Origin of the sequence: Chitinophaga sp. (assembly GCF_035564935.1) — a bacterium.
Lineage (GTDB): Bacteria > Bacteroidota > Bacteroidia > Chitinophagales > Chitinophagaceae > Chitinophaga.
In genome coordinates, this window is record NZ_DATMTE010000579.1 from 1 (window position 1) to 2,028 (window position 2,028).

At 48.2% G+C, this 2,028-nt stretch carries 2 protein-coding genes; both read right to left on the reverse strand.

Annotated elements, in window-relative coordinates:
- Window positions 1-40: 40 nt before the first annotated feature.
- On the reverse strand, window positions 41-1,150 hold the full coding sequence (locus VN105_RS14830) for an IS91 family transposase (protein WP_325642209.1): 1,110 nt from the start codon (window positions 1,148-1,150) through the stop codon (window positions 41-43).
- Window positions 1,129-2,028 (reverse strand): tyrosine-type recombinase/integrase (locus VN105_RS14835; RefSeq protein ID WP_325642211.1); only part of this gene is annotated, 900 nt, incomplete at its 5' end. The genes VN105_RS14835 and VN105_RS14830, both read right to left, overlap by 22 nt.

Here is a 2,028-nt window from a genome sequence, read left to right on the forward strand (position 1 = left end):
TTTTCATTTTTGGCGGACAGAAAATCCCTTACCCATCCCGCTATGAGAGCGGGACAGGCACAGGTTGGTTTTCCGTAAGAAATTCCTTCGGTGGGCCACGCTTGCCAAACACTTCAATCGTTATCAATGTGCCGGTTTTACAACAGGGGCATTTCCTGAGTAAAGTTTTTGTTTTTGTCTCTGGCCTTTTTACTTTCAATTCGCTTTGCAATGCCTGCAATTTTCCACGCTTCCAGGTGCTGCTCAGAATGCCGTAATACCTGATGCGCACAAAGCGCAAAGGCAGTATGTGCTGTGCAAAGCGGCGGATAAATTCTCTGTGGGTTAAAGACATCGTCTTATTTTTTCCACTCTCACGGTAATCCTTATACGTAAATGAAACACCCGTATCCGTCACCTGTTGCAAACGGTGATTGCTGATCGCCACTTTGTGCGTGTATCTTCCCAGGTATTCTATCACCTGCACAGGGCCGCCAAAGGGCCGTTTGGCATACACTACCCAATCGCTTTGAAACAGACTTTCCAATAGCGCTTTATCCTCAATACCATTCTCTCTCAACTGTTGTACATACTTTGCCCGGAACACTTTGCTTAAGGCTTTTACCGAAAACAAATATTTATTACTGCGAATCTGCTTTTGCCATTTACCATTCTTGTCTATGCCACCACCGGGCACAATGCAATGCAGGTGCGGATGAAGCGACAGGTTCTGCCCCCAGGTGTGCAATACAGCAATCATTCCCAGGTGGATGTTTTTGTTGTTTCCAAACTGCCGGATCGTTTGCCATACACTTTTGAACAGTGCATCATAGATCAATGCCGGATGGTGCAAGGCATGAGCATTGAGCTGCTGCGGCAATGTGAACACCACATGATAGTAAGTGCAGGGCAATAAATCCTGTTCTCTTTGCTGTATCCACTCCTGGCGTTTATGTCCCTGGCATTTAGGACAATGACGGTTTCTGCAGCTATTATAGCTGATGCTGATATGGCCACAGGTATCGCAGGCATCTACGTGGCCCCCGAGCATAGGTGTCCTGCACATCTCTATGGCGCGAAGTGTCCTCAACTGATGCGTGTTCAATCCCATCTGTTCTCTTTGGCTGCCCAGCCTTTGCAACACATCGGCTACTTCACAGGCGGGGCGCATCGGGCAAAGAGGCTGTCTAAGGGGCTGAACATTTTACGGTCATCCAACTGGCAGACGTGCAGGTATTCCATCGTCGTTTCTATGTTGGCATGGCCCATGAGTTCTTTGAGCGTTACGATGTTCATGCCTTCTTCCAGCAGGTGACAGGCATAGGTATGACGCAGCGTATGCACGCTTACTTCTTTGGTGATGCCCGCATCTTTGGCAATGCGGTTCACGGCCCACTGTACGCCCCGCTGGCTGTAGCGGCTATCAAAATCACCGCCCGCACGCTCACCGGGTTTACCATTGAACAGCCACTCTGCCGGCCGTTCGGCAGAAATATATTTTTTTAACCCGCGGATCAGGTGGTCAGATAAGGGAACATAGCGATCCTTGCGGCCTTTGCTCTGAACGACATGCAACATCTTACGATCAAAATCCAGGTCTTTTAGTCTTACACTTCTTACTTCCATGCACCTGAGTCCGCATCCATACAACAAGCCAATGAGTATTTTGTGTTTGAGCAGCGCGGCAGTCTTAAGCATACGCCACACTTCGGCTTTGCTGAGTACGGTAGGTAATTTTTTTTCTCTTTTGATGGAAGGAAGATGAAGATGACTGTAAGGAAGCCCTTCACCTTTGAGCATAAAGCGAAGGCCGTAAACGGTGTGTTTGAAGTATGTCTGCGAAGGTGTTTTGCTTCGCTGTTGCAACTCGTAGAGATAATCTTTGATTTGTTCTTCGTCCAGTTCTGTAGGCAGGCAGCCAAAATGAAGCGCCATGGCTGCAATATGGCGGCTGTAGTTGTCAAAGGTGCGCCTGCTTCTGCCGAGGATGGAAATATTGCGCTCAAAACGTTGAAGTAATTGAGTAAATCCATTAACTTCACGGCAGGC